The organism is Candidatus Salinivivens marinus, from assembly GCF_965655845.1.
GTDB classification, from domain to species: domain Bacteria; phylum Pseudomonadota; class Alphaproteobacteria; order Rhodobacterales; family Rhodobacteraceae; genus Salinivivens; species Salinivivens marinus.
Genome location: NZ_CBFHHX010000004.1, coordinates 31,651 through 52,377 on the forward strand (window position 1 = coordinate 31,651; position 20,727 = coordinate 52,377).

The window sequence follows — 20,727 nt, forward strand, 5'->3', positions numbered from 1 at the left end:
TTTATTGCTTAGGCTTAACCTTAGTAGTTGGTTTTTCGTATTCAGGTCTTTCTGGCCATGAATGTTTTGGGTAGCGTCCCCGCATTTCCTTCCGTATTTCTAAATAGCTTGTTTTCCAAAAATTTGGTAAATCCATTGTTTTTTGAAGTGGCCGTCCAGCTGGTGACAAAAGTGTTACAAGTAGTGGTTTGTTTTTGACAAGTGGATGTGATTTTTGTCCGAAAAGTTCTTGAAGGCGTAATTCTATGGAGGGATGCTCTCCAGTATAATCAATGGGTAATTTTCGACCTAATGGGCTGACAAAGTATTTTGGGACAACTTCATCTAGTTTAGTTAGCTGCTGCCAACTAAGTAAACTTTGTAGGGCTGGTAGGCAGTCAAATTTTTTCCAATCGTCGGCAGTCTTTATGTTTTTTATGAATGGCTTTAGCCACTCTTTTGCAGTTTCCTTTAAATGATGTTTCTCCATGTTGGGAAAACCTTCACCGCCAAGTTTGACTCTGGCAATGAATTGATCTTCCGCTGCGCTGAAATGAAAGCCTATATCTACAATTGCATTAATAATTGTTGAGGCTATTTCCTCAAATGGTGGATTGACCCAGTTCTCAGATTTGAGGGGTATTTTCCCAAGCATTTCAGTTTTTAATGTTTTTAAACGCTTTTCTCGTGTCGACCAGTAACAAGTATTTTGCCACATAATCTTATCTTCAAAGAGTTCACGTATTTCGTTTTCTGAAATTCCTACGCCTAATCTTATTTTCGTGTCTTTGCGATCACCGTCTATATCCACAGCTACAATGTAATTTTGCTTGCTTAGTGGATCACCTTGCTGAAGATTAGCCCCCTTTCCACTAGACAAGAGATACTTGGAAGTGGAACCATCTCTTTTCTTTCCTATGCGGTCAGGGAATGCCAGGGCCAGGCTTTGAGCTGTGGATAAAGAAGTTTCATGTTTCACTAGCTTTTCAAGAATCTTTCGATCTGCTTCTATTCTGGAAAATAAACCAATCTTTATTTTTCGACGTTTAAGTTCATCTTGAAAGTGATCTATGCGCAATTGGAAATCACTACTACCTTCATTAAACAAAATATCTTTATTTTGCAGTAAGGCTGCGATTATGGCAGATTTTTTCCCTGCCTTATTAAGCATATGTGCTAAGCGTACATGGCATGGAAATTTTGAGATTTCTTGACCATGAGGTGTTATTTTATTTTCAATTGTAGTTGCGCCAAGCTGATATAAAAGTTCATATGCTTTTTCTAGCCGAGCTGGCTCTGGCTCTGTCAAAAACTTCATACTTTTTAGTTCTGAACCCCATAGGGAAAGTTCTAAAGCAAAATTACTGAGATCAGAAATTTCAATTTCGCTGGGAGGAAATTCTGGCATTGCACCTTCCTCATTCGCCGACCAGTAACGATAACACCAACCTTCGGTGATACGTCCTGCTCTTCCCATTCGCTGCTTTGCTTCTGCCTTAGAAATTTTTTGTGTAATTAGCCGCGACATTCCACTGGAGGGATCATATAGTGAGCGTCTAGTATAACCACTATCAACCACTACCCTAATTCCTGGAATTGTCAGTGAAGTTTCCGCAATAGAGGTTGATAGAACTACTTTACGTAAAATTTTGTTTTCTAATGGCTCTAAAATTTTGGTCTGTTGTTCAAAAGGTAGCGATCCGTACAGTGGCATTATTAACGCCGTTTGAGGCAACGTTGTCTTTAGTAGCTTTTCTATTGTTTTTATTTCAGCTTCCCCAGGCAGAAATGCAAGGATACCTCCGTCTGTCATTTTAAAGGCATTGTAAACAAGTTCGGAGAAATTTTCCCACAAATTGTCATCTTTTGATTTCGGGCGAGACAAGTAATTACATTTTACCTTATAAGCTCGCCCATCAGATATAATTGGAGCATTTGTGTCTAATATTTTAGAAACGGGTGCGACATCTAACGTCGCAGACATAACTAATATTTTTAAGTCATTCCTCAGAACTTCCGCGACTTGTAGGCTCAGCGCGAGGCCCAAGTCAGCATTAATAGATCTTTCGTGGAATTCATCAAAAATAATACAACCAACTTTGGATAAACTTTGATCGGATTGAATCATTCTTATTAAAATGCCTTCAGTTACAACCACGATGCGGGTTTGCTTACTTACTTTGTTGAGTCCTTTAATCTGAAAGCCAACAGTTTCACCGACCTTTTCATTAAGTAACGACGCCATTTGACTTGCAGCCGCACGTGCCGCAAGTCTTCTAGGTTCTAAAATTATTATTTGCCCATTTACATTTGGGCTCTCAAGCAAACTCAAAGGAACAATGGTTGTTTTCCCTGCTCCAGGAGGAGCCACAATAACAGCGCGGTTCTCTACCGAAATAGCTTCCTGCAATTGTTTTGTAACATCATGTATTGGGAGTGGATATTTCACGGTTTATCTGCGAACAAATTTGGCGCTCCCACGGTTCGTTTCAATTTGAAAAGAGATGACCTTGTAAAATTCGTTTTGATACTCGTATTTCACATTAAAGGGAAAATTTCTCCCATCTTTTAATTCTTTGGCTGAATAACCTCCCATTCGCGTATAAATACCATGGCAATTTAAGTGACCATCAGATGTCTCTTCACCGTGTGTGAATTTTATTTTAACGCGCCTTATACCATCAAACATCGCGAAATCTTGTGCACATATATTTGCCTTTTTTTGATCTCTAAGAATAAAAATTATCGCGCTCATCGGGTCGAGCGTATCCAATTGTTCATTAGGGTCTTGCCAGTAGGGTTTTGGAGTTTTTTTTGTCTTCAGCTCAATACTAGATCGGGAATATAGCAATGTCTTTTCTTCTTTTCGTCTGCCAGTGTCTGATTTCTCGGAATAGTATTTTGGTTTGAACAACCCATTCTCGACCTTGCCTTGTGATGATGCTTCAAATTTATATTTAGAAACTACAGAAAAAATGCCTGTTGAACGCAAATTACCTGCCGCACTATATAAATTATCTTTTAATTCAACAGCGTAATTAAGTCTGCCCAGTTTTAGGCCGAGTATATATACATCAAAAATATTCTGCTGTGCCTTGTTATATGAGTATCCTGGTGAGAGGAACACCACGAGAAAGCAAATTGTTAAGATAATTCTCAATACTCTTGTTCCATCAAAGATATTTTATAACTTGTTCTAGTTGTAGCTTCATCTAGGCAAAAATTTGCTGTAAAGGTCAACAGGTGGCACTATAAATCTTTTGTGTGATGGACGATATGGAAAATATTGCCGAATTAGCTAAAAGTGTGATGAATGCGGATCGTCGAGCATTATCTCAGGCTATTACATTAATTGAAAGCTTGAGAGATGATCATCGGATCCAAGCTATGGAATTGATGGATCATCTTAGGTCATCTGATAGAAAAGCCATTCGTGTAGGACTATCTGGAACTCCTGGGGTAGGTAAATCGACTTTTATTGAAAGCTTCGGGACCTATCTTACAGGAATGGGTTTAAGGGTAGCCGTATTGGCAGTTGATCCCAGTTCAATTAGGTCAGGAGGTTCTATCCTAGGTGATAAAACCAGAATGGAAAGGTTGGCGCGGGAACCAAACGCTTATATCAGACCATCTCCAAGTCAGACCCATTTGGGAGGTGTAGCTAGACGTTCTCGGGAGGCTGTTGCAATTTGTGAAGCAGCAGGTTTTGATATCATCTTCATTGAAACTGTTGGGGTCGGGCAATCTGAAACAATAGTTTCAGAGATATCTGATATTTTCTTACTCCTTATTGCGCCGGCTGGTGGTGACGAGCTGCAAGGTGTTAAACGAGGCATCATGGAAATAGCAGATTTAATTCTTGTAAATAAAGCGGATGGTGACCTTAAAGCCGCTGCTTCGCGAACTTGTTCTGATTATTCCAGTTCTTTAATGCTTTTGCGCAAAAGAGTGCATGATCCAAAGGGGTTTCCTCTTGCGATGACTATATCGGCTTTGGAGGAAGATGGACTGGCCGATGTATGGGATAAAATTGAAGAGCTGCTAGACTGGAGGAAGGCCGAGGGATGGTTTAACAATAATCGAACTGCCCAATCACGTTTTTGGTTTAAGGAAGAAATTCGCCAGGGTCTCTTATCAATGCTTGATGATGAAGAAGTCAAAGAAGAAATGTCAGCATTGATGAATATGGTTGATAATGGCGAAATCTATTCTTCAGCGGCGGCTCAGAAGATTCTGAAAAAATATACAGCGAAACCCAGCTAATTATTAAAATTCGGAACGGGGTTGTCTATTTTGAGAAAATAACAAAATTTATTTTGTTATAATATTAAGTTCCAGTGCTTGACGATCTCTAACTTTAAACTTAGAACCACTTCAAATTTGTAGGTAATAGAATCTGTATTTTCCAAAATTGAGCTACTTACTTGGTTGATAAATTATAAAAAAACAAGGAATTCGATATGTCACGTCGCTGTGAATTGACTGGAAAAGGCCCCATGACAGGTAATAATGTCAGTCATGCTAACAACAAAACGAAGCGAAGATTTTTACCAAATCTTAACGATGTGACTTTGCAGTCAGAAAGCTTGGGTCGTGGCTTCAAGATGCGAATTACGGCAGCAGCGCTGCGAAGTGTAGATCACCGTGGTGGATTGGACGCTTTTCTTCTTAAAGCGAAAGATACAGAACTGTCAGATAATGCATTGAAAATTAAAAAGGAAGTTATGAAAAGCCAGACGGCAGAAGCTTAGCTTAACTTCTAAAACATAGAAGGAAGTAAATTGTGATTTCTTTCTATTGGCATATCATATTTTTGTTAGCAGCAACGCTAGCGCCCTTGGTCGCGGGAGCGGAAGCAATAACGGTTGATGATGCATATGCGCGCGCATCCTCCAAATTGGCAAAATCAGCAGCGGCCTTCATGCAAATAAAAAATATGTCTTCAACACAGGACCGTTTGCTTAGTGTTCGATCAGACTTTGCGAAGAGGGTTGAGTTACACACTCATGTTAAGAGTGAAGATGGCGTAATGAAAATGAGGCGAGTAGACGGTGGATTAGCACTTGCAGGTAATGGAAACCTGATTCTTGAAAGAGGTGGTGATCACATAATGTTCATGGGACTTTCCCAGCCTATTAATGATGGGGACACAATACAATTAGTGCTGATTTTTGAGAACGAGGGTTCATTTGAGATAGAGATCCCAGTTCATCTGAAAGAAATGGCAGCTTCTGGTTCTAGATCTCTCACTCATACACATTCTCATACGCACAAAAATTCGACAAAACACAAACATACGCATACTCATTTAGATTAAAATTAGAGAAACTATTGGTTAAATCAGTACTTTTCGTTTGCCTTGGTAACATCTGTAGGTCTCCAACTGCCGAGGGAATATTTCGTTCAAAAATCAAAACTAAGGGTTTTAAAATTCGTCATGACAGCGCGGGCTTAACAAACTGGCACGAAGGACACCCACCATACGAGCCAATGAGAAATACATGTGAGAAGCATGGTTACGATATCTCTGATTTAAGGGCCAGGATTATAAAGAAAGAGGATTACAGAGACTTTGATTGGATTTTGGCAATGGATGATCAAAATATCGATGAGTTGACGAATATTTATCCATCTGATCCAGAAAACAAAATAAGGAAGATAACAAGTTTTATCGATGGATCACTAAACCGTATTAATGTGCCTGATCCTTATTATACGGGAGACTATGTGGCTTCTTTCAACTTAATCGAGCAAGCTGTGGAAGCTTTTTTAAATCAAATTTTTGAGTGATTTTGCGATATAGCAAAAAAAATGACGTATTTTGCGCCTATTTTGGTCACTTGGTCTTTCTTTTTTATCAATGGACCCTAATTTCACTCTAAGATTAAATTGACTTTGATCCAATTGGGAACATGGATCGTAGAAAACCTTAGCCAGGAGTAGTCATGTCTTTATTAATATTATACTTAGCAACAGCTTTAGTTTTTCTTGCCTTAGATGTGGTAATGCTTAAGCGTGTGCTACACCCCTTGTTTTCGAAGCACATTGGCCACATGATGCTCGACGCGCCTAAAATGGGAGCAGCTGGGGTGTTCTACTTGCTTTATGTAGCTGGTATAGTGTTCTTTGTAGCTCTTCCGGCTGCAAATGGTGGAAGCATGTTCCAAGCATTTATAGCTGGTTTGGTATTGGGAGCCATGGCTTATGGTACATACGAATTCACTAATTTTGCGACGTTGAAGGGATGGCGCAGAAGAATGGTAGCGATCGATCTGTCCTGGGGTGCTCTACTTACGGCTCTTTCTGCTGTGGGCGGTGTTTGGATCCACTCAATTGTTACCTAAGCCTACTATCGCCCTGGTAGGATCAGTAGTATTATCGGTACTTGGCAATTCGTAAAAACGCAAGTATAGCGTAGACACGCTTAGCGGGAAGAGTATACATGCCGGGTAGTGCAAATCTAAATACGATGATAAAAGCTGCCCGACGAGCTGGGCGTTCTCTTGTTAAAGATTTTAGAGAAGTAGAAAACTTGCAAGTCTCTCGTAAAGGCGCAGGCGATTTTGTTTCGCGAGCTGATACAGCAGCAGAAGAAATTATAAGAGAAATTTTAACTGAAGCCAGACCCACCTATGGTTGGTTAGGTGAAGAAAGTGGAGGTTCAGATGGCGAGGACCCAACTCGTCGTTGGATTGTTGATCCGCTAGATGGAACGACTAATTTTCTACATGGTCTCCCTCACTGGGCAGTATCAATTGCTCTGGAACACAAAGGTAAAGTAATTTCTGGTGTCATCTTTGACGCCGCAAAAGATGAACTTTTTTATGCTGAAAAAGGTACCGGTGCCTGGATGAACGGCCCACGAATGAATGATGAAAGAATTCGTGTATCAGCAAGGAGCAGAGTATCCGACAGCTTATATGCAACAGGTATCCCATTTGCCGCTTCTGTAGCAGATCTTCCTTCCACATCTCAGCAGCTTAAACGTCTTATGCCAATTAGTGCAGGCGTCCGCCGTCTTGGTAGTGCCGCTCTTGATTTAGCATATGTTGCCGCTGGTAGATATGATGGCTACTGGGAGCGTGGATTAAAGTCATGGGATATTGCAGCGGGAGTGGTAATTGCCCGAGAAGCGGGTGCTATTGTTGAAGCGCTTGATGAGGGTGGTGATGAACCTCATGATTTAGGCAACGTAATCTGTGCAAATGATGCTCAATTCGAGGAATTTGCAAAAATAATAAGGAATTAATTCAACCCCAGGGCGATTTGTTCCCGAGACGTGACTTTACCTTTGGGATTGCTGACTTAACCAATGTGTATTCTGCCTCAGGATGTGGTGGATGGCCGCTACTATCTTTCCAAAATTTAAGGCCACCCAATCTAAAAAAAGTAGGAAGGCAAAGGATACTTCCAACGACAAATCCCCCAATATGCGCCCAGTACGCCACACCGCTTTTGCCGGACGGAAGAACGGTTCCATTTGCCAGCTGTAGGAGAAACCATGCGCCAAGCACCAGCCATGCCCGCAAAGAAATAATTTTGAAAAATATTAAAATAAAGAAAATTACATCCACCCGCGCCTTGGGATATAATAATAGATAGCCGCCCATTACACCTGCTATAGCCCCCGATGCACCAACCAGAGGTATAGGTGACAAAGGAGCTGTCATATAATAGATTATACTGGCTCCAATACCACTTATTAAATAAAAAACTAAAAAGCCAAAGTGTCCCATTTGATCTTCAAGGTTATCTCCGAAAATATAGAGGAATAACATGTTCCCTGCTAAGTGTAGTATGCCGCCGTGAAGAAAAGTTGAGCTTAATAAAGTATAGAAACCTTCGCCTTGACTGAGGTGGTATGGTATCAATGCCCAAGTTGAAAAAAATTCATTTATAACGACTGGATCGTTTATACTTCCCCAATAGCTGAAAAATATGATGCAATTTAGAAAAATTATGCAATAAGTGATATAAGGCGTCCGCCCAGATGGATTATGGTCCCTTATTGGTAGCATTCTGTAATGCCTAACTTCTTTATGAAATAACGGTGACTCTATTAGGATAATCCTTGCCTCAGAAATATCAAATGACAATATGACTGTCTAATTGTTAATGAACTCCATCAATTATGTTTAAGAGATTTAGAGAGATTGACAATCAGTGGATATAAGGTTTGGTCTATTTAACTTCGCAACTAGCCAGGTAGTTTTCCGGCTTGCCCGTGAAAACCCCAGCTCGCGGCACATTTCATATAATATCTAAACGAAAGCATGCATTAGAATACAAATATACCCATCTGTTTTTTCTACTAAAATTTGGTATACCATTGTATTTGTTGACTTTTTTAGTGCTAACTTTACTTCTTATAGTCTACGAAGGATCGAGCGCCGAGAGTAAGGCGGTCAGGGGTCTGAAGCATCTAAGGGAGGACAAGGTGTGTTTTTAAAAAACTTAAAGAACTGCTTGGTAGGTTCTGTGGCTGTCGCTGCTGGAGCTCTATCAATGTTTGCTACTCCTCAAATAGCGTTTGGGGAAGAGAAACAATATTTTCCAATAGCAAGTAGTAGGGTTGGTCCTTACTCTGCTATGGGTACAGGGTACTACGGTGCCCAGATTGACTATATGAATTACGTAAACATGAATGGTGGGGTCAATGGCGTTATGCTGACCTGGCAGGAATGTGAAACCGAATACAATGCCGTGAAAACGGTGGAATGTTACCAAAGGCTTCTTGAAAAAGATGGTCAACGAATTGTTGTATTCGATACTTTAGGAACTCCAGGTGCCTACGCCGTTATAAACAGGATGGCAGAAGATAATGTTGTTCTTGCACAATACGGATATGGACGGACAGATGGTGCTGATGGTCGAGTGTGGCCATGGGTTTTTAACGCCGCTAGCCATTATTGGTCTCAAATTGCTGTAAAAATGAAGTTTATGGCAGAGCAAGAAGGCGGTATTGACAAGATGAAGGGCAAGAAAATAGTGCACCTTCACATCGACTCAGCCTACGGCCGTGAACCACTACCGGCGATGAGGTCCATTGCCAACGATTGGGGTGTTGAACTGGTTGAAATCTCTATCCCACCGCCTGGGCTGGAACAGCAATCACAGTGGCTTCAAATCAGAAAAGAGCAACCGGACTGGGTTACTTTCTGGGGTGCTGGTTCTGGTATGAACTCAACTGCTATGACAAATGCTGCACGAGTTCGTTTCCCAAGAGAAAGAATGATGTACGTCACATTTGGCGCAGCTGAAGAAGATATGTATCCTGCGGGTGATGCAGCGGTTGGAACATACGCTGTAGCAAACGCATTGCCTGGTGCAGAATATCCATTGGTTGCTGCCATCAAAGAGCAAGTATATGATGTTGGAAAAGGTAATCTTAACGACGAGAGCCGTGTTGGTTCAGTTTATTGGAACCGTGGTCTAGGCGCTGCTGTGATGTGGATCGAAGCTTTGAAAAATGCTCAAGAAATGCATAACAAAGTAGGGAAAGCTGTCACAGGCGCTGAATTCAGAGATGGGTATGAGGCTCTAAACATGACAGAAGCTCGCCTTGCCGAGATTGGTATCGGTGGCATGGTGGCTCCATTTAGTATTTCTTGTGCAAACCATGAAGGCGCAGGTAAGTTTGCTGTGATGCAGTGGGATGGTGAGAAGTTTAATCAGGTTACTGGTTGGGAAGCTCCACTCGATCCTGCGTACATAAGGCAGCTTGTTGAAGACTCTGCAGCTAAATTTGCGGCTGAAAACAATATAACGCCTAAAGTATGCCCTTAGCACTATTTTAAAAAAATTTAGGCCAGCGTACCTTTCGCTGGTCTATTTGTATTCATACAACGCGATAGGTGGGCAAAGTTCTTTATTGACCAGTCAATCATTGAGACAAAACGCTGCCTAATACTGAGAGAAAATAGATGACTGGGAATTCCGAAAATATTTTAGAGATAAACAGTATTGAGGTCATGTATGATAGCGTAATATCTGCTCTTCATGATGTGTCCCTAAATGTACCTAAAGGTAAAATTGTTGCACTTTTGGGCGGGAATGGTGCTGGTAAAAGTACAACCTTAAAATCAATTTCTACGATGCTGGCAGCAGAGCGAGGAAAGGTAACAAAAGGTAGTATTATTTATGATGGTACTGAAGTTAAAAACCAAAGCCCGTATGAAATGGTTGCTTTGGGAATGGTGCAGGTGTTGGAAGGAAGAAGATGCTTCGGCCACTTAACAGTGGAAGAAAATATCATAGCGGGAGCTTATTCGCGCAAACTAAAAAAATCACAAATTAAAGACGAACTTGAAAAGATCTACGGATATTTCAATCGTCTCCGTGACCGAAGAAAAAGCCAAGCAGGTTTTACTTCAGGTGGAGAGCAGCAGATGATAGCAGTTGCTAGGGCTATGATGGCAAAGCCCAAGATGCTATTATTGGATGAGCCGTCTATGGGATTAGCGCCTCAGCTTGTTGCAGAAATCTTTAACATCGTAAGAGAGTTGAACCAGAAAGAAGGTGTGAGTATTTTGCTAGCAGAGCAGAATACTAATGTAGCTCTGCGCAATGCTGATTATGGATATATAATAGAAACAGGACATGTAATGCTTCACGGTACGGCCGATGAGCTTTTGAATGATGAAAAAGTTAAGGAACTCTATCTTGGTATATCGAAGGAAGGTAGGAAGAACTTTCGTGATGTATTAAGGGAAGAAGCAAACAAAAAATCAGCGTGATTTAACACGCTTTAAGAAAACTCCAATTATTGAACAGGATACAATGACTATAGAGAGAAACTTTCCGATCGGTGAGCCGGTTTTAGAGGTAAAAAACATTTCATTGCGTTTTGGTGGTGTGAAAGCGATTACCGACAGCTCCTTTTCCGTTTTGAAGCATGAGATTAAAGCGATAATTGGACCTAATGGCGCAGGAAAGAGTTCACTCTTGAACTGCATTAATGGTATTTACCAGCCTCAGGAGGGATCAATTGCGTTTAAAGGTGAAGTACTAGGAAAAATTACGCCCAATCTAATTGCACAAAAGGGTATCTCGCGTACATTTCAAAATTTGGCGTTGTTTAAAAGAATGTCGGTATTGGACAATATTCTTGTGGGGAGACGCCTACATATGAAATCCAATTTCTTGCAAGTTGCATTCCAACTTCCAAAAGCAAGGTCAGAAGAGAAAGCAAATCGCGATAAATGTGAGGAGATCGTCGATTTTCTTGAAATTTCAGATATTAAAAATACCCCAGTTGGCAAGTTGCCTTACGGTTTGCAGAAAAAAGTGGAACTTGGAAGAGCTCTAGCAACAGAGGCTGACTTTTTGATGTTAGATGAACCTATGGCTGGGATGAACGTAGAAGAAAAAAGGGAGATGTGCAGATTTATCCTCAAAGTGAATGACGAGATCGGAACAACGATGGTTTTGATCGAGCATGATATGGGGGTGGTTATGGATATTTCCGATAATGTTGTTGTTTTGGATTATGGAAAGATAATTGCCGACGGCCCTCCAGATGAGGTGCGGGCCAATCAGGAGGTTATTGATGCGTATTTAGGAGTTTCCCATGACTGAGGTACTATTTTTCATAGAAGTAGTCGTTGCTGGATTATTGGCTGGTACAATGTATTCGCTAGTCGCATTGGGCTTTGTTCTTATATACAAAGCGTCTTCAACATTTAACTTTGCACAGGGAGCAATGGTATTTTTCGCAGTCTTGGCATTCGTAGGTTTTATGGAGTTAGGCTTACCATTCTCATTAGCTTTCGTAGTTACAGTACTTTTGATGGTACTTGTTGGATTTTGTACGGAACGGATGGTGCTAAATCCATTGATGAACCAAAGCGAAGATACATTGCTTATGGCAACAATTGGGCTGGGGTTTGTGTTAGAAGGACTTGCTCAAGCAGCATGGGGAGTTGAAGTTAGAAGACTTGATCTTGGTATTGGGGACTTCCCGATTGAGTGGATAATTGATGTTTTTGGGCTTTTCGTAAGTGCTCTTGACTTAACCGCTGGCATAGTCGCTGCAGTCCTCATCATTGGTTTGGCCTTGATCTTTAAATATACAAGGATGGGATTGGGATTGCGAGCCGTAGCAGACGATCCTGGCGCGGCTAGCTCAATTGGAATACCTTTAAAAAATATCATGTTGTTGGTTTGGTCGGCTGCAGGCGTTGTTGCTCTGGTAGCTGGGATGATGTGGGGTGCTCGAGCTGGTGTTCAATTTGCACTGGTAGATCTAGCTCTGAAAGCATTACCCGTCCTTATTATCGGTGGATTTTCTTCAATTCCCGGGGCGATCATTGGAGGTCTGATAATTGGTGCCACTGAAAAAGTACTTGAGGTCTATGTCGGTCCATTTTTCGGCGGAGCAATTGAAGGCTGGGCACCATACGTTTTAGCTATCTTTTTCCTACTTTATAGACCTGAAGGTCTATTCGGTGAGAAGATAATTCGGCGAGTATAAATCATGGAGCAAAAAGTGAATAACAAAAATGTGTTTATGGGATACACGAGGTCCGACCTCACAAACTTTTTGATAGTGATGATACTTTCTTTCGTCGCAATTCCATTGCTGGTCAAAACGGATTATTGGTATTCATCAATTCTCATACCGTGGCTATGTTTAGCTCTGGCTGCCATTGGTCAACAGATAGTTATGGGTTATGCGGGGCAATTAGCTCTAGGAGCAGCGGGCTTCATGGCCGCAGGTGCTTTTGCTTGTTTTAATTTAATACTTAGAGTTCCAGACATCCCGTTTTTTGTTGCATTAGGCCTGTCTGGCTTAGTAGCTGCCGCTTTCGGAATTTTGTTTGGTTTGCCAAGTTTAAGGGTACGCGGCATCTATCTAATGGTAGCAACACTCGCATCTCAATTTTTCATAGTGTGGATGATTGATAAGTTTGGCTGGTTTAAAAACTACGATACATCAGGAATTATCACAGCTCAGGACATAGTAATACTGGGTAAACCGTTTACGTCACCCTTGGAAATGTACTTTGTAATACTTGTGGTTGTTACCGTTTTAACGGTTCTCGCTGTAAATATGGCAAGAGGGAGTACGGGTCGTAACTGGATGGCAGTAAGAGACATGGATATTGCTGCCGAGTCCATGGGGATATCCTTACTTAAAACAAAATTACAAGCATTCGCTATTTGTGCGTTTTATTGTGGGGTGGCAGGTGCTTTGTTTGCTTTTACCTACTTGAAATCTTTGGAGCCAGTTGCGTTTGATATTAAATTATCTTTCAAGATTTTATTTATGGTTATTCTTGGTGGTTTGGGTACCATCAGTGGAGCTTTTATTGGGGCGGCCTTTATTCTTCTCTTCCCCGTGTTGCTCAATAGCATAGGAAATAATGTTTTTCATGGTGCAATTGACGCAACAATTATTTCATCAATAGAGCAAGTTGTATTTGGCGTATTAATCATTGTTTTTATGATATACGAGCCGCTGGGTATGGCTAAACTTTGGGGAAATATAAAACAAAGGTTCTTACGAAAAAGATCTCTACAATAATGTCTATGTCTTTTGTTGAAAGACTGGATATTCGTAGTTTATTAGCAAATTAGGTTTTGTCAGAGTGCTAATTTTTTGAAGGTTTCAGATTGATAAAAATAGTCAATATCGCCTTCATAATAAAACTCATCTTTAAGCGATGAGCCAAAGACATCGTCGTGGAACTTTTGTCTTGCCTCTTTATTACTGTCTGCAGCGTCTTGGTCAGGGTAAACAGCTATATCTACAAATGATGCTGGACCAGTATTTACGCACATGCTTAGCTCAAGATGTGGGAAAATAATCTCCCTCTCTTCTTTATATCTTTGAAGTGCATTTCGCATGCTCTCTGGAGTGGTGAAATCAAAAGAAGATACTCTGGCGATTGCCATTACTCGTCCTTTCTATGACAAATAAAATATATTTAAATCCACTTGATTTTAAAAGCAATTTTTTAAATTTAGAATTTCTAATGCTGATAACTTTAGACTTGATTGTATTTTGAAAATCAACAATAACGTCCAAGTATCTGGATGCCCACGTGGTGGAATGGTAGACACAAGAGACTTAAAATCTCTGGGCTTAATAGGCCGTGCCAGTTCGAGTCTGGCCGTGGGTACCAGATATCTTACAATTTCCCTTTAAAATATAACTTTAGTTTCTTATTTATTTAAAAACGGAACTCAAAATACGTCAAAAAGGAACTCTTTTGTGTCAAAACTACGTGGGAAGAGATGAGCGAGTTCGGTGATGATTTCGGTGAACCGGTCGAGTATTTCTGTCATTCATGAATGGCTTCAAACTTCATATAGCCTGCCAAGCACCCACGCCGCATCAGCGTCACCTTTATTAAATAAAAAACGCCAACGAGCCGGGGAGAATTTCGTTGGCGTTTTGAATGGATACAGCTAACAGGGAGGCAAACAGTATCGTTATATAAGAAAAATGCTGCGGTGCAGAAATATTTCAAGGGTTAAAGTGAAAAAAGTTCTGAGTTTTTGCATAGCGGCTTCGACCTAGTGTATGATGAAAATTTAGGCCGTACATCCTATATTATAGGCATAACAAAGAAAGGAAAAATGTTATGCTTAGAAAAATATATAGGGCAATAATACTCGCTCAAGCTGCAAGTGCAGCAATTAGAACTTTGGCAACAATGTCTGATAGAATACTAGACGACATTGGGCAGTCTAGAGGCTTTTTTGCAAAAAATGTTGTTGAGTCAGTTCGTAAAGAATTAGACAGAGAAGCAGCAGCGAAAAAACTGGCAAACAATTACCACAATAAATTTGGTACAAAACCAGTAACAGCAAATGTAAATCCAAACTTAGTTGGGGCCGTTTAATCAGCCCCATCTCTACCCATAGCCCCTAGCAGCCCTGCCTCGGAAGCACCCTGTTAGATAAGTGGATACTATGTTACTTACCTACACTCACACTTCGAACAGACTACAAATAAAAATCTTTACGTTTTACCTTTGAATATTACCAAATCTGCAAAGCTCGTCATTGGGGCGGTCATCCACATCCACGAGGGGAGGCTTACAAGGTCAAAAGCCTGTGCTTCAGCCTCACTAATGACGTAAGAATTGGCAGAATAGGTTAATTAGCCAAAATCCTCCCAATCCTCGTGGCGCATACTCAGCGCGAATTCACGATCATCACCCACAACAAGGTTATGAAGGTCAAATTGCGGGGTGCATTCGAGATAGGCATGCATATGCGAAATGACCGAGTCATCGTCGACAAGGACAACTCCGTAGGCAGGTTGCGCAAGATCACCCCTAATTATCGTAGCGTCAGATGTCAAATCGAGACGAACCTGATGATTTAAACCTCGCATGATGCTAATTGGAAATCCGTGCCAGTTGCCTGCCACCATGCGGTGTAAATGCCCAAAGAATATCTGTCGCACCTTTTTTCGGTGTCTATCCAAAACGGAGAGAAGCGCATCGCCATCCTGCATTTTGATCTTATCCATGCTTGCTATACCCACGTCAAAGGGCGGGTGATGCATGAAAAGGAGCGCTGGATCTTCAATAGATTCAAACTGTCGATCTAGCCAGGCCAGCCTATCTGTACAATAAGCCCCCTGGTGACCAGTTGTTACTTTGGTATCAGTCAGAATGAATGGCCCAACACTTGTGTTGATGACTTGCTGAACAAAACCGTTTTCATCGCGAGGCAGGCTAGGTATCGCTTCACTCAAAGCTGCCCTATCATCATGGTTTCCAACCATCAGAGCAAATGGCATCTTCAGTCTTTTGACCTCAGATAGAAACGAGGTATACGCATCACCCTCCCCCCAATGGGTTAAATCACCGGTAATGATGACAATTTCAGCGTCAACATGATCTCTGTTGATGCTGTCAACTGCCAGAGCGAGGCGTCGTACTGGTTTGGCACCGTAAATCTCTAAGCCGTTTCCAACGACATGGGTATCTGTCAGGTGAATGAATTTCATTGATATCTCCAAAAAGATAAACAGAGAGCCATATGGCTCTCTGTTTACGTAGCTTGTTAGCGAGGAAGCAGGTCAGAGACTTCTTCCTTAAGCATCTCTTGAAGCTCTGCCATATCATTGTATTCGTCAGTTACAATACCTTCGATAGCATCATAGATGACCTGAGTGATGGCCAGGCCATTGTCACCAGGATATGCCTGCCAATCGCTCAGCAGCGGCAGCTGTCGCACAGCTGTCGCCTTATTTGGGTTCTCGGCATAGAAATCCTTGAGGATGATTTCGTTGGCAGCCTGATTCGGCGGCATGTAGCCGGTAGTCCGGGCCACGTCGGCAGCACCTTCACCTGATGTGATGAATTTAAGCCACTTCCAAGATGCGTCTAGAACTGCCGGATCGTTAGACTGGCTGACTAGCATTGCGGCGTTACCACCCGCCGGAAGACCTTTCGGACCGGACGCCAAAAGACCCGGGTACTCGTTGGTCTTGAAATCGAAGTCGGTCTTGCCACGTTCGACGGCTGCAACGGATGAGGTTGACCAAAAGAACATGCCAGAATTCCCGGAATTGAAAAACGCTTGAGCATCTCCAGTGCCGAGGTTTGGCATCTTACATCCTTCGAAAAGAGCCTTCATCGTTTCAAGTGCTTTTAGGCCCTCTGGTGTGTCAATCATGAACTCACCATTCTCCATCAGCGCCTGCCCTTGGCTCCACATCAGTGCTTGCAAGAACCAGTTGCCAGTGATGTTCCATCCCCAGAACATGGGTTGTTTGACGCCGGCGGCGATCAGCTTTTCGCATGCGCCGATGACCTCATCCCAAGATTTTGGTAGATCGGCAGTCGAATTTATACCGGCCTTTGCCATAACGTCCATGTTGTAATAGCCCACTGGAAGTGAGATCGAAAACGGCAGGCCGTAAACGTTCTCACTGAAAGTTGAAAGCGCTAGCATTGCAGAATGATAGCCGTCCTTCGAGAAGTCGGCTTCTGTGGCGATGTAGGGTTCTAGTGACTTGGCGATGCCTTTCTCAACTAGTATTGCCTGGCGGTTCAATCCCTGCATGGTGACGTCGGGAAGCTTGTTGGCAACCGACTCGCGAAGGATCGAGTTAGTGCCGTCCTCGTAATTCTCATAAGGCGCACGGATCTTAATCTCGATGTCAGGGTGCTGCTCATAGAACTTTGGCAGGATCTTTTCATAAGTTACGTCGAAAAGGCCTGCGTAGGGGTAGGCAAATTCAACTGTCACCTTTGCTTGTACGGCGTTGACGCCCATGCTAACAGCAAAAGCGAGGAGGGAAGTAGCGAATAGTTTTTTCATGTTTTTTCCTTCTCTTAAAAAAGGGGTTCTCTGTAACTCGCAATTGCAGCGAACCCCGGCCACAAGGACGGAATTGCCCTTGAATTCAAACTCTATTTCATTCCAGTGAATGTTATACCCTCGATGAAACGTTTCTGTGCCATCAGAAAAGCAATCATCAGTGGAGCAACCACAATGACAGCTACCGCCATCATTGGTCCGTGAAGGTCGCCTTCCGTATCCTGCTTGAACACGCGCATGCCTAATGGAGGGGTAAACAGATTTGGATCACCGGTTATAACGACGCGGGGCCAGAAGTAGTCATTCCAGTGCGCCACAACTGAGAATATTCCGAAAGCCAAAAGTGCCGGAACGGCTGTCGGCAGCATCACTCGCCAAATGATCGAAAACTCGCTCATACCATCCATTCTTGCAGCATCGATAAGGTCGTCAGGCACGGTCAAAAAGAATTGTCGCATCAAAAAAATCCCGAAGACTGATATGGTCCACGGAATTATCAGAGCGGCATAGGTATTGGTCAAACCTAACTTCGCAAGTATTACGTATAGTGGAAGGGCAATGGCGTGAACAGGCACTAACAAGCACAATAGCACGATCGAAAAGATGAAATCTCGGCCCAAAAAACGAAGCTTGGCGAGGGCGTAGGCCGCTGGGAGCGCCACTACCACTTGGATTAGGAAAATCGACAGAGTCACTATGACGCCATTAAGAAGATAGCGAAGCAGAGGCGCTTTAGTGAACGCCATTGAATAGTTCATTAAGGCCGGTCGGCTTGAACAACTTGTCTCGACTTCCTTTAAAAGGATATTGTAAATTTCGCGCTCTGTCTTGCCGGGGTAACTTGTTTTTGCGACTTCAATCTCTTTGCGTTCCGGCGTGTTTGCCTGTAGGCAATCCTTGTCCAGAACCAGGGATTGAGATCCAAAGAAGCCGGCATTCACACCGCCTGGGCTTAGCCCCGTCTCAATTTCACGCTGCGATTGCAGCGAGTAACTCAGCATGAAGTAAAATGGCAGAATTACGACCAGTGCGCCAAGGATTAGCGCCGTGTGCTTTAGTGAGTTGCCGATGTCATAGCTCATGAATAATGCACCCTCCGCTCAACCAGGTAGCGTTGAACCAAGGTGATAAACATCACAAAAATCAGGAATATAATGGTGATGGCGGACCCTATCCCGATAAGATTCTGCTTAATACCTTTTTCGAAGATTGCAAACATCATCACGTAGGCGGACTTGCCAGGGCCAGCTGAACCAAAGCCGTAGAAGGCTTCAACGATATCGAAGACTTGGAACCCGCGAATAGTGCTGATGGTAACAACAAAAACGGTTGTTGGGCCCAGGGCTGGCCAGGTCACCAAGCGGAATCTATCCCACGCAGAGCCAGCACCGTCCATTTGGGCAGCCATGTATAGCTCGCGCGAAACGCTCGTTAGACCAGCAAGATATAACACCATGTTAAAACCAAAATTTTGCCAAACACCAATAAAGCAAATCACCCAAATTGCGTACTTTTTGTCTCCTAGCCAGTTTGGCATCACATCCGCACATGCGTTGCCATACCAACTAGTCAAAGGATCAAACCCAAAATAGGCGCCGCTCAGAACCCCGTAGGCAAACTCGACATCACATCCAGATGCAAGCGTCCGGTTGATTACGCCGGCAGTAGGGTGAAGCATTATCTGCCACACGATAGCCATGGCCATAAGAGTTGCCATAACTGGGAGGAAATAAATCGTCTTGTACACGTCACGGAAGCGCGTAACAGAGTTGATGGCGAGCGCGGCGGCTAATCCCAGCAAAACGCTCAGTGGCACCACTACAAGAACATAGGTCAGCGTAGCTCCCCACATCTTTTCGTAACTGCGGCGTGTGAAAATTTTTTCAAAATTTTCGAAAGCGACGAAGTCAAAGCCAGAATTTCCAAGAGAGTAATTCGTGAACCCGAGACCGAGCGCCATCAGAACGGGGATAAAGAAAATCAATCCCATCAAGATGATGGCTGGCGCAACAAACCAATACGCAGATCTTGATCCAGTACTCATGCTACGGCATCTTCCAAGTGTTCCCTACCACGAATTCTGTTACCACTCTCATCGAAAAAGAGCATTGAGTTGGGGTTGATCGACAGCCTAAGCACCTCGCCAATATTGATGGCACTACCTGTTGGTGCGTCGAGCTTGAGGATGATTCTGCAGCCAGCAACTGCAAGCTCTGCATGAACAAAAAATTCCGAGCCAAGGTTCTCGACATGCCTAACAACGGCTTCCGGCTTATTATTTGCGTTACTAAGTGTCACATGCTCGGGACGGAAGCAAACATGCTTGATTAACTGTAGGTCAATGTCGGCCTTTAACAATTGTGCCTTTGACGGCATTTTGAGTTTCGCTATGACTTCGTCGGTGAGTTCAAGCCTGTTTATTTTTGGCGATCCAAGAAATTCGGCTACCGATAAAAATTCTGGTTGGTTGTAAATTTCCTCAGGTGTGCCAATTTGAACAATCGTTCCATCCATCATGACCGCAACGCGGTCAGACATCGTAAGAGCCTCGGACTGATCGTGCGTTACATAGACAAATGTTGTCTCAAGATTTCTGTGTAACTCGCTTAACTCGGCCCTCATATGGACGCGAAGTGCCGCATCGAGATTAGACAACGGCTCGTCCATAAGAAATGCGAGCGGCGTGCGTACCATTGCTCGGCCAAGGGCAGCGCGCTGCCTTTGGCCACCAGAAAGTTGCCCAGGACGACGCTCTAGATACTCATTGATCCGGAGTGTGGCAGCAGTTTCTTCAACTTGGTTATTAAGCGATTGATACTTGCCTGGCGCAATCAATGGCCCTATTAAAGGAAGTCTCTGAATGATCGATAAGTCACGCAGTTTCAGAGGTGTTTTCATATTTTCCCGCACAGACAGGTGGGGATATAGAGCATATGACTGAAACACCATAGCCAAATTGCGATGCGCTGGAGCAGTTTTTGTGACCAACCGTTCATCAATTGCCACGCTTCCTGACTCAGGCGTTTCAAGTCCGGCGATGACTCTTAACAAAGTGGATTTACCACATCCAGATGGACCAACTAACGTAAGAAACTCTCGGTCCTCGACGGTGAGTGACACGTTGTTAAGTACCAAGTTTGTGGCGTAGCTTTTTGAGATATTTTTTAACTGAATGGTAGACAAAAACAACTTCCTTAAAACTTGAAGGCGTTCAATTGACAAGACTTTGATTACAAATTTGTGACAGGCAAACAAAATTTTGATTACAAATTTATGAATTAAAAATTAAATTTTATGAACTTATTGAGGTATAGTTTTTTTTTCTAAAAAAAGGGAACTCAAAATACGTCAGAAAGGAATTCTTTTGTTTTAAAACTGCGTGAGAAGAGGCTAGCAAGTTCGGCAATGACTTGTTGCAGAATTTTAATGACATAAAAATTTGTTCATGTAACGATACACTAG

Annotated in this window: 21 protein-coding genes and 1 tRNA gene; 13 read left to right on the top strand and 9 right to left on the bottom strand. The window is 42.7% G+C overall.

All coding sequences use genetic code 11. The annotated features are described in order from the left end of the window. Position 1: 1 nt before the first annotated feature. Together hrpB and ACTF5Q_RS04890 are read right to left on the bottom strand one after the other, a co-directional pair. Entirely contained in the window at positions 2-2,428 is a 2,427-nt protein-coding gene (hrpB, locus tag ACTF5Q_RS04885) for an ATP-dependent helicase HrpB (RefSeq protein WP_438953546.1), read from the bottom strand. 3 nt (positions 2,429-2,431) lie between these two features. Further along, positions 2,432-3,139 (bottom strand): DUF3108 domain-containing protein, encoded by a 708-nt coding sequence (locus ACTF5Q_RS04890; RefSeq protein ID WP_438953547.1) that lies wholly within the window; start codon positions 3,137-3,139, stop codon positions 2,432-2,434. Positions 3,140-3,255: 116 nt separating this feature from the next. On the opposite strand from ACTF5Q_RS04890, the gene meaB reads away from it, so the two are divergent. From meaB to ACTF5Q_RS04920, 6 genes are all read left to right on the top strand, one after another. Then, entirely contained in the window at positions 3,256-4,242 is a 987-nt protein-coding gene (meaB, locus tag ACTF5Q_RS04895) for a methylmalonyl Co-A mutase-associated GTPase MeaB (protein WP_438953548.1), read from the top strand. 197 nt (positions 4,243-4,439) lie between these two features. Then, a complete protein-coding gene (rpmB, locus tag ACTF5Q_RS04900; RefSeq protein WP_438953549.1) occupies positions 4,440-4,730 on the top strand; it encodes a 50S ribosomal protein L28 in 291 nt (96 codons plus the stop codon). Positions 4,731-4,762: 32 nt separating this feature from the next. After that, on the top strand, positions 4,763-5,296 hold the full coding sequence (locus ACTF5Q_RS04905; RefSeq protein ID WP_438953550.1) for a copper chaperone PCu(A)C: 534 nt from the start codon (positions 4,763-4,765) through the stop codon (positions 5,294-5,296). 14 nt (positions 5,297-5,310) lie between these two features. Then, entirely contained in the window at positions 5,311-5,769 is a 459-nt protein-coding gene (locus tag ACTF5Q_RS04910) for a low molecular weight protein-tyrosine-phosphatase (RefSeq protein WP_438953551.1), read from the top strand. Between the two features lie 155 nt (positions 5,770-5,924). After that, a complete protein-coding gene (locus ACTF5Q_RS04915; protein ID WP_153691974.1) occupies positions 5,925-6,323 on the top strand; it encodes a DUF2177 family protein in 399 nt (132 codons plus the stop codon). Between the two features lie 98 nt (positions 6,324-6,421). Next, a complete protein-coding gene (locus ACTF5Q_RS04920; protein ID WP_438953552.1) occupies positions 6,422-7,228 on the top strand; it encodes an inositol monophosphatase family protein in 807 nt (268 codons plus the stop codon). A 1-nt stretch (position 7,229) separates the two neighbouring features. On the opposite strand, the gene ACTF5Q_RS04925 is transcribed toward ACTF5Q_RS04920, so the two are convergent. Beyond that, positions 7,230-7,997: a rhomboid family intramembrane serine protease gene (locus ACTF5Q_RS04925; RefSeq protein ID WP_438953694.1), complete on the bottom strand. Its 768-nt coding sequence runs from the start codon at positions 7,995-7,997 to the stop codon at positions 7,230-7,232. A 421-nt stretch (positions 7,998-8,418) separates the two neighbouring features. Here ACTF5Q_RS04925 and ACTF5Q_RS04930 point away from each other — a divergent pair, with 421 nt between their 5' ends. From ACTF5Q_RS04930 to ACTF5Q_RS04950, 5 genes are all read left to right on the top strand, one after another. Next, positions 8,419-9,765: an ABC transporter substrate-binding protein gene (locus tag ACTF5Q_RS04930; RefSeq protein ID WP_438953553.1), complete on the top strand. Its 1,347-nt coding sequence runs from the start codon at positions 8,419-8,421 to the stop codon at positions 9,763-9,765. Positions 9,766-9,902: 137 nt separating this feature from the next. Next, the gene (locus ACTF5Q_RS04935) at positions 9,903-10,715 is read left to right on the top strand and encodes an ABC transporter ATP-binding protein (RefSeq protein WP_438953554.1); all 813 of its coding nucleotides are present in this window, start codon (positions 9,903-9,905) and stop codon (positions 10,713-10,715) included. 43 nt (positions 10,716-10,758) lie between these two features. Continuing rightward, positions 10,759-11,556: an ABC transporter ATP-binding protein gene (locus ACTF5Q_RS04940; RefSeq protein WP_438953555.1), complete on the top strand. Its 798-nt coding sequence runs from the start codon at positions 10,759-10,761 to the stop codon at positions 11,554-11,556. After that, positions 11,549-12,451 (top strand): branched-chain amino acid ABC transporter permease, encoded by a 903-nt coding sequence (locus ACTF5Q_RS04945; RefSeq protein ID WP_153691978.1) that lies wholly within the window; start codon positions 11,549-11,551, stop codon positions 12,449-12,451. Before ACTF5Q_RS04940 ends, ACTF5Q_RS04945 begins: the two co-directional genes overlap by 8 nt. 15 nt (positions 12,452-12,466) lie before the next feature. Then, positions 12,467-13,504, top strand: coding sequence for a branched-chain amino acid ABC transporter permease (locus ACTF5Q_RS04950; RefSeq protein ID WP_438953556.1), 1,038 nt, complete (start codon positions 12,467-12,469; stop codon positions 13,502-13,504). Between the two features lie 59 nt (positions 13,505-13,563). On the opposite strand, the gene ACTF5Q_RS04955 is transcribed toward ACTF5Q_RS04950, so the two are convergent. Continuing rightward, entirely contained in the window at positions 13,564-13,875 is a 312-nt protein-coding gene (locus ACTF5Q_RS04955) for a hypothetical protein (protein ID WP_153691980.1), read from the bottom strand. 143 nt (positions 13,876-14,018) lie between these two features. Between ACTF5Q_RS04955 and ACTF5Q_RS04960 the strand changes: the two genes are divergently transcribed. Beyond that, a tRNA-Leu gene (locus tag ACTF5Q_RS04960) sits at positions 14,019-14,105 on the top strand. Between the two features lie 462 nt (positions 14,106-14,567). After that, positions 14,568-14,828 (top strand): DUF1127 domain-containing protein, encoded by a 261-nt coding sequence (locus ACTF5Q_RS04965; RefSeq protein WP_438953557.1) that lies wholly within the window; start codon positions 14,568-14,570, stop codon positions 14,826-14,828. A 260-nt stretch (positions 14,829-15,088) separates the two neighbouring features. On the opposite strand, the gene ACTF5Q_RS04970 is transcribed toward ACTF5Q_RS04965, so the two are convergent. The 5 genes from ACTF5Q_RS04970 to ACTF5Q_RS04990 all read right to left on the bottom strand — a co-directional run bounded on the left by ACTF5Q_RS04970 (position 15,089) and on the right by ACTF5Q_RS04990 (position 20,448). After that, entirely contained in the window at positions 15,089-15,946 is an 858-nt protein-coding gene (locus ACTF5Q_RS04970) for a phosphodiesterase (protein ID WP_438953558.1), read from the bottom strand. A gap of 56 nt (positions 15,947-16,002) precedes the next feature. After that, positions 16,003-17,265, bottom strand: coding sequence for an extracellular solute-binding protein (locus tag ACTF5Q_RS04975; RefSeq protein WP_438953559.1), 1,263 nt, complete (start codon positions 17,263-17,265; stop codon positions 16,003-16,005). A gap of 92 nt (positions 17,266-17,357) precedes the next feature. Then, on the bottom strand, positions 17,358-18,347 hold the full coding sequence (locus tag ACTF5Q_RS04980; RefSeq protein WP_438953560.1) for a carbohydrate ABC transporter permease: 990 nt from the start codon (positions 18,345-18,347) through the stop codon (positions 17,358-17,360). Continuing rightward, positions 18,344-19,309, bottom strand: a complete 966-nt coding sequence (locus ACTF5Q_RS04985) for a carbohydrate ABC transporter permease (protein WP_438953561.1) — start codon at positions 19,307-19,309, stop codon at positions 18,344-18,346. Before ACTF5Q_RS04985 ends, ACTF5Q_RS04980 begins: the two co-directional genes overlap by 4 nt. Next, complete coding sequence (locus ACTF5Q_RS04990) at positions 19,306-20,448, bottom strand: ABC transporter ATP-binding protein (RefSeq protein WP_438953562.1); 1,143 nt, start codon at positions 20,446-20,448, stop codon at positions 19,306-19,308. Before ACTF5Q_RS04990 ends, ACTF5Q_RS04985 begins: the two co-directional genes overlap by 4 nt. Positions 20,449-20,727: the final 279 nt, after the last annotated feature.

Excerpts from the sequence above, each read along its gene's own strand:
- ACTF5Q_RS04970 (WP_438953558.1), bottom strand. The coding sequence starts at position 15,946 with ATGAAATTCATTCACCTGACAGATACCCATGTCGTTGGAAACGGCTTA.
- ACTF5Q_RS04940 (WP_438953555.1), top strand. The coding sequence starts at position 10,759 with ATGACTATAGAGAGAAACTTTCCGATCGGTGAGCCGGTTTTAGAGGTA.
- ACTF5Q_RS04945 (WP_153691978.1), top strand. The coding sequence starts at position 11,549 with ATGACTGAGGTACTATTTTTCATAGAAGTAGTCGTTGCTGGATTATTG.
- ACTF5Q_RS04980 (WP_438953560.1), bottom strand. The coding sequence starts at position 18,347 with ATGAGCTATGACATCGGCAACTCACTAAAGCACACGGCGCTAATCCTT.
- meaB (WP_438953548.1), top strand. The coding sequence starts at position 3,256 with ATGGAAAATATTGCCGAATTAGCTAAAAGTGTGATGAATGCGGATCGT.
- ACTF5Q_RS04985 (WP_438953561.1), bottom strand. The coding sequence starts at position 19,309 with ATGAGTACTGGATCAAGATCTGCGTATTGGTTTGTTGCGCCAGCCATC.
- ACTF5Q_RS04955 (WP_153691980.1), bottom strand. The coding sequence starts at position 13,875 with ATGGCAATCGCCAGAGTATCTTCTTTTGATTTCACCACTCCAGAGAGC.
- ACTF5Q_RS04965 (WP_438953557.1), top strand. The coding sequence starts at position 14,568 with ATGCTTAGAAAAATATATAGGGCAATAATACTCGCTCAAGCTGCAAGT.
- ACTF5Q_RS04935 (WP_438953554.1), top strand. The coding sequence starts at position 9,903 with ATGACTGGGAATTCCGAAAATATTTTAGAGATAAACAGTATTGAGGTC.
- rpmB (WP_438953549.1), top strand. The coding sequence starts at position 4,440 with ATGTCACGTCGCTGTGAATTGACTGGAAAAGGCCCCATGACAGGTAAT.
- ACTF5Q_RS04975 (WP_438953559.1), bottom strand. The coding sequence starts at position 17,265 with ATGAAAAAACTATTCGCTACTTCCCTCCTCGCTTTTGCTGTTAGCATG.
- ACTF5Q_RS04915 (WP_153691974.1), top strand. The coding sequence starts at position 5,925 with ATGTCTTTATTAATATTATACTTAGCAACAGCTTTAGTTTTTCTTGCC.
- ACTF5Q_RS04920 (WP_438953552.1), top strand. The coding sequence starts at position 6,422 with ATGCCGGGTAGTGCAAATCTAAATACGATGATAAAAGCTGCCCGACGA.
- ACTF5Q_RS04925 (WP_438953694.1), bottom strand. The coding sequence starts at position 7,997 with ATGCTACCAATAAGGGACCATAATCCATCTGGGCGGACGCCTTATATC.